Origin of the sequence: Nocardia sp. NPDC051030, from assembly GCF_040683015.1 — a bacterium.
Lineage (GTDB): Bacteria > Actinomycetota > Actinomycetes > Mycobacteriales > Mycobacteriaceae > Nocardia.
The window spans coordinates 534,373-540,500 of sequence record NZ_JBFBCD010000002.1; the positions used below are offsets into that span (position 1 = coordinate 534,373).

Sequence of the window (6,128 nt, forward strand, 5' to 3'; positions counted from 1 at the left end):
GTGGCTCGGTGGGGAGCTCACCCGGGGATAGGCTCGATATCATGTCTGATTCCGATCTGACCGAACTTCGTTCCAGGGCCGCGGCCGGTGACTCCGATGCGATCGACGAGCTCGTCGAACTTGCTGTCGAGCGGGGCGATATGGATGAATTGCGGCGGCTTGCGGCTGGGGGCAGCTCGGACGCGGTCGACGAACTCGTCCAGCTCGCGGAAGAGCGTGGTGACGTCGAGGAATTGCGGCGGCTGGCAGCGAGCGGCAACTCGGATGCGAAGGACATCCTGGCCGAGTCGAGCGAGGAGTGAGCCGGTGAGCAAACCACGCTAAATCTGTTAAACCGCAGGTCACAGTGGGTTTATGGGTTCTTGCCGGTGATATGGCAATTCTTTACGGTTTCTCTACGGCCGGGAGCGTATCGGCAGGCTTTCGGCCGCCTTACTCTGACTTATCGTGGTTTCACCGATCGACATCGCCAAGCGCGTGGTTTTGGGGCGACCGTTTCGTAGCGATCGGCTCGGTGAGACGTTGCTTCCGAAACGACTGGCGCTTCCGATCTTCGCCAGCGACCCGCTGTCCTCCGTCGCCTACGCGACCCAGGAGATTCTGCTCATCCTCACTCTTGGTGGGCTCAGCTATCTGTATTTGACACCGTGGGTGGCCGGGGGAGTGGTGTTGCTGCTCGCGGTGGTCGCGGTGTCGTATCGCCAAGTGGTCCAGGCGTATCCGTCGGGTGGCGGGTCGTATGAGGTGGTGGCCGAAAACCTCGGTGCGATACCGGGTTTGGTGGTCGCGGCGGCACTGCTGGTGGATTACGTGATGACGGTCGCGGTGTCGATCGCGGCGGGCGTGGACAATATCGTCTCCGCGATTCCCGATCTGAATCCGCATCGGGTGCTGGTCGATATCGGGTTCATCGTGTTGTTGACCGCGATGAATCTGCGCGGTGTGCGTGAATCCGGTCGCGCTTTCGCGGTGCCGACCTACGGGTTCGTGGTCGGCGTCATGGTGATGGTCGCGATCGGTTTGAGCCAGGCGGTGTTCGGACACGCGCCGGTGGCCGAGAGCGCGCACTACGAAATCAATGCCGAACATGTCGGGTTGAGTTCGGCGGGGGTGGCTTTCCTTGCGCTGCGCGCATTCTCGTCGGGTTGCACCGCGTTGACGGGTGCGGAGGCTATCTCCAATGGGGTGCCTGCGTTCCGGAAGCCGAAGGCGCTCAATGCGGCTCGCACCATGACCGCGATGGGATTGATCGCGATCTTCATGTTCTCGGGCGTGACGGCGCTGGCAATGATCTCGCACACTCGGGTCACCGAGAACACCTGCGATCTCATCGGATTCCCCGGCGACTGCCATGTCGACGCGCAGAAGACGGTGATCGCCCAGATCGCGGCGGCGGTGTTCGGCGGCAGCAGCCTCCCGTTCTACTACCTGATGGTCACTACGGCGCTCATTCTGATCCTGGCCGCCAATACCGCTTACAACGGTTTCCCGCTGCTGAATTCCATTCTGGCCCAACGCCGGTACATGCCCCGCCAGTTGCACACCCGCGGTGACCGGCTGGCCTACTCCAATGGGATCATCCTGCTGTCGGTCGCCGCGAGCGTGCTCATCTACGCCTTCGACGGGCAGACTTCCCGGCTCATCCAGCTGTACATAGTTGGAGTGTTCACCTCGTTCACGCTGTGCCAGGCCGGCATGGTGCGGCATTGGAATCGCGAACTACGCGGTGCGGCAACCCCGGTCGAGCGTCTGCGCATCCATCGCAGCAGGCTGATCAACGCGGTTGGCGCCTGCTTCACCGGTGTCGTCCTGGTCGTCGTCATGATCACCAAGTTCGCTCACGGCGCTTACCTGGTCGTGATCGCCATGCCGGTGCTGGTAGCAGTGATGTACCTCATCCACCGCCATTACACGAAGGTGCGCGCCGAACTGGCCGTCGACCCCGAAGACAGCCCGACTCTGCCAGGGCGAGTACATGCCATCGTGCTGGTCTCCGGCTGGACCAAGGCCACCCAGCGCGCTGTGCAATTCGCCCGCGCCACCCGCCCGGACACGCTCACCGCGATCACCGTCAATGTCGACGACACGGACACCCGGATGCTGGTCCGGGACTGGGAACGGCAAGGCATCCCCATCCCGCTGAAGGTCGTCGAATCGCCCTACCGGGAGATCACCCGTCCCGTTCTGGACTACATCAACCGGGTCCGCCAAACCGGCCCACGCGATGTGGTCAGCGTCTACATCCCGGAGTACGTCGTCGGCCATTGGTGGGAGAACCTGCTTCACAACCAGAGTTCGCTACGGCTCAAGGCGCGCTTGTTGTTCGAACCCGGCGTGATGGTCACCAGCGTGCCCTACCAACTGCACTCGTCGCACCTCCGGGACCCGTCCAAAGTCACCCACAGTCCCGGTGAAGTCCGGCGCGGGATCACCGGACCGAACTGACGAACCCTCGAATTGACGAAACACTTTCGGGCTGCCTACTCGACTCGGCGTCCTTGGATGCATTACTGCGGTAGGTGTGCGTGACAACAATGAGTTCTCGGCGCGATCATGCCAAGTCGCGGAACGAGCGGGACTCGGGCAGCATTTCCGGGGATACGGTGCGGTCCAGCCGGATTCGCGGATATACCTGACGGCCGGAGTCGTGGTGACCATGGGCGTGCTGATGGCCATGGTCGGCTTCGCGGCGGGCATCGAGTTGATGGGTGTGCTCGGAACCGTGCTGGCGATGGTCCTGGGTGGTCGGCTGATGCTGTGGGATGTGCCGTGGCTGGCGGGCCTGCTCAGGTCGAATCACGGGGCGCGACTGGACTGGTACGAGCACGGCATCGTGGTCAGCTCCCGGCGCGGAGTGCGCGCGTTCCGGTTCGACAGCATGCGAGTGTGGCGACGCGTCGGGACGATCGCCGAAGGTGGTGTGCCGGAACAGGTGTCGTTGAGTTACAGAGTCGGCAGCGAATACGGCGACGACGTGGTTATCCCGGTTGGTCTGACGGGCCGGGAACAGTGGGGGCCCGCGTTGCTGCACGCGGTGGTGGCCGCGCAACTGCCGGGGGCCAGGGCGCGGCTCGAAGCAGGCGACAGACTGGACTTCGGGCCTTTCCGGCTTTCCCGTACCGCGATGGGTGGGGAGTTGATGGTGCTGTGGCACCAGGTGCGGGAGATCACGGTGCACGAGGGGCTGGTTGCCGCGTGGGGCGTCAAAGGCGGGAGAACAGTTCTGTTGCAGGCATATCCGTCGGAGCTGGTGGGCAATCTCGACCTGTTCTGGCTGCTGACGCGGCAACTGCGAGCCGTCTGAGACCGGTGCCGCTGAAAAGATTTCGTCAAGAGCCCACGTAAACCCCATCAGGGACATGTCAATTCGCGCTCGCGTCTGTTCTCGCGGCGATTGTTCGTGTGCCACTGTCGAGATCCGATCGAGGACGGAAAGAGGTGCACGGTGGCCCCGAAGGTTGGTGTGACGCCGGAACAGCTGCGTGGCGCGGCCGGGCGGATGGCGGACCTGCGCGACCGGGTGGACGGAATACTCGGCACCCTCGAGAAGTCGCTGTCCGCCAAGGGAAACGCATGGGGCGGCGACGGATACGGCAGCACCTTCGCCGACGGCGATCAGGGCTACCTGGCCGCGCACAAGAATCTCTCCGAGGGCATCGGCAACACTGCCGAGACGATCGGTTCCTACGCCGACGGCCAATACCTCGCCGCGAACCTGTTGGCGCACACCGACACACGCAGCGCGAACGACTTCCGGTAGCGCGTCCGCACGGTGTCGATCAATATTCCCGGCGAGCTGGAATGGCTCGGCTGGATCGCCGGTTCGGACTGGCCTGACGGCGACGAAGACAAGATGTGGGAGATCGGCGGCGACTGGCGCACCGCCGCGGCCGAACTCCGCCAACTCCTGCCCGATCTGCGCGCCGCGAAGCGAGCGACGATCGGCGCCTATCCGTGGGGTGATGGCATCGAAGCCATGACCAAGGCGCTCGACAAACTGGAATACGGCCCGGAATCGCTGGAGCACCTCGCCGAAATCCTCGACTACGTCGCGGAATCCGCCGACGGCCTGGCCACCGAGATCGAATACACCAAGATCCTGATCATCTCCTCGCTCGGCATGCTGGCCGTGGAAATCGCCGCCGCCTGGCTGTTCCCGCCCACCGCCCCGCTCGCCGAAACGCTCGCGGTCGCGGCCACCCGGGTCGCCGTCCGGCTGCTCGGGGAACGTGCGGTGAGCGCGATTGCGCGTTTCGCGGCCAAGACCGGTATCGCGGCGCTCACCAAATTCGCGGCAAAACATGTGGCATTCAGCACCGTGCTGGGCGCCGGACAGGACGTGGCGATCCAGGCGTACCAGGTAGGCGCGGGCCATCGAAAAGACATCGACTGGGAACGAGTCGGCACCACGGCCTACACCGCGGCTGCGGCAGGGGCCGTCGGCGGCCCGGCGGGCTCCCTGCTCGGCAAAGCGGCAGGCAAAATTCCGCTGCCCGGCGGACGTTTCGGCGACGCCTTCAAAGGCGCGGTCGTCGGCGCGGGCTCCGGTATCGCCGGTGGCCTCGCTGCCTGGGGTGCCGGCGGCATCGCCAACGGCTGGACCTGGGACCCTCGCATCCTGACCAGCGGCGGAGCCTACGGCGTATTGACCGGCGGCAGTAAAGGATTCCGCCATTCCCCCAACGCGGGCGGGCCGGGTGGGCGTCCGTTCAACGCGGCGAACTCGGCCGTGCGCGGTGCGACAGACGGCGTGCATGCGCCCGCTCGTGCCGGTGACGGCAGCGTGCCGCGGCCGCAAAGCGGTGGCGAAAGTAGCAATCCTCCGCGTGCGGGTGACCTGGCGGCGTCGCATGTCTCCGCCGAACGCCCGATCGGAAACCATTCGCCCACAACCGAAGGCGGTCCCGCGCGGCGAAGCTCTGATTCGGTGAGAACCATGGACGGCAGTGCACCGCATGCGGTGAGTCGTGGTGACCGTGCTGCAGTCGGAGCCGACGGGCGGCCTGCGGGAAGCGATGGCCGCTCAGGCGTTTCGGAGCCGCGCGGCGTCGTCGGGGAGAACCGGGCCGCGGCGGGTGAGGGCTCACGGCTTGGTGGCGAATCACGCGCGGGCGTGGCGGACTCCAGCGCGGGTAGAGCGGCTGGCGAATCGAACCTCTCCGCCGGTCATAGGGAAGCCGAAGTGGCTGCCACACAACCGGAACCGACTCCCGTGCAGGCGGGCAGTGACGGTTCCGTCGCCCCTCACGGCGTGGGCGAGCATGCTCCGCCTCCGACTCCCCACGCTCCGGATCCGCTTACTCCGGCCCGCGATACCGTCCGCTCTCTCGGCGTCGATCCCGACGGCATGAGCCCGCGCGAGCTGGAGCGCGCCTCTACCGACGCCGTCATACGCCGCCTCGACGAACTGACGACCGCCGCAGCCGATCTCGCCGATCAAGGCTTACGTCCGGCCGAATTCTTCGCCCACCGCGACGCCATCCAGCGGCAGATCGCCGACACGCTGGCCCTGCGCGGCGACCTGCGCGCCGTGTTCCAGCAGTACAACGCCGGAACCACACCGGCCGCGGGCTCGTCCAACCCGACGCCCGAAGCCCGGCCCGAGCAGAACTCCGGACCCGAGCCGAAGTTGCGACGGCTCGGGCTTGATCCGGAAGGTATGAGTCCCGGGCAGATGCGGCGAGCCGCGGAAGACGTCTTCGCACGCAAGGCCGACGAATTCGCGGACCGGACAGCCGCGCTGGAAGGAGCGGGCCTGCGGCCGGACGAGTTCCGCGCCCACCGGATCGAACTCCAGAAGCAGATCGACGAGTTCCTCGGTCTGCGCCGAGACCTCCGAGCCGACCTGCCGGAGACGACCGACACCCGGGCCGGGGTGCCGAATGCCGCCACCACGCCGCGACCAGAGCACTCCACCTCCGGCGAGCAGTCACACGAGGCTGCCGACATACAGACACCGAACCCGTCGAACCCGACGGGAGAATTCCCCGACACCACGTCGAAGATTCCCTACACCCCACGATATTTCGGCCTGCCACCGATCCAGCCGTTCGAGGCAGCCGAACCCCTACCGGATTCTGTCTGGCAACCACAACCACAACCACAACCCGAGCCCGAGCCACAACCCG

Annotated in this window: 4 protein-coding genes and 1 pseudogene; all 5 read left to right on the forward strand. The window is 65.7% G+C overall.

All coding sequences use genetic code 11. From position 1 onward, the window contains the following. The first annotated feature begins 41 nt into the window (after nt 1-41). Nucleotides 42-302 carry a hypothetical protein gene (locus AB0N05_RS06990; protein ID WP_364688453.1) on the forward strand — a complete coding sequence of 87 codons (261 nt, stop codon included), beginning with the start codon at nt 42-44 and terminating at the stop codon, nt 300-302. A gap of 145 nt (nt 303-447) precedes the next feature. Then, nucleotides 448-2,445 (forward strand): APC family permease, encoded by a 1,998-nt coding sequence (locus tag AB0N05_RS06995; protein ID WP_364688455.1) that lies wholly within the window; start codon nt 448-450, stop codon nt 2,443-2,445. A 76-nt stretch (nt 2,446-2,521) separates the two neighbouring features. Beyond that, nucleotides 2,522-3,304 carry a DUF6585 family protein gene (locus AB0N05_RS07000; RefSeq protein WP_364688457.1) on the forward strand — a complete coding sequence of 261 codons (783 nt, stop codon included), beginning with the start codon at nt 2,522-2,524 and terminating at the stop codon, nt 3,302-3,304. A gap of 141 nt (nt 3,305-3,445) precedes the next feature. Continuing rightward, nucleotides 3,446-3,760, forward strand: a complete 315-nt coding sequence (locus AB0N05_RS07005; RefSeq protein ID WP_364688459.1) for a hypothetical protein — start codon at nt 3,446-3,448, stop codon at nt 3,758-3,760. 12 nt (nt 3,761-3,772) lie between these two features. Then, a pseudogene (locus AB0N05_RS07010) lies at nt 3,773-6,128 on the forward strand (hypothetical protein); the annotation flags it as partial.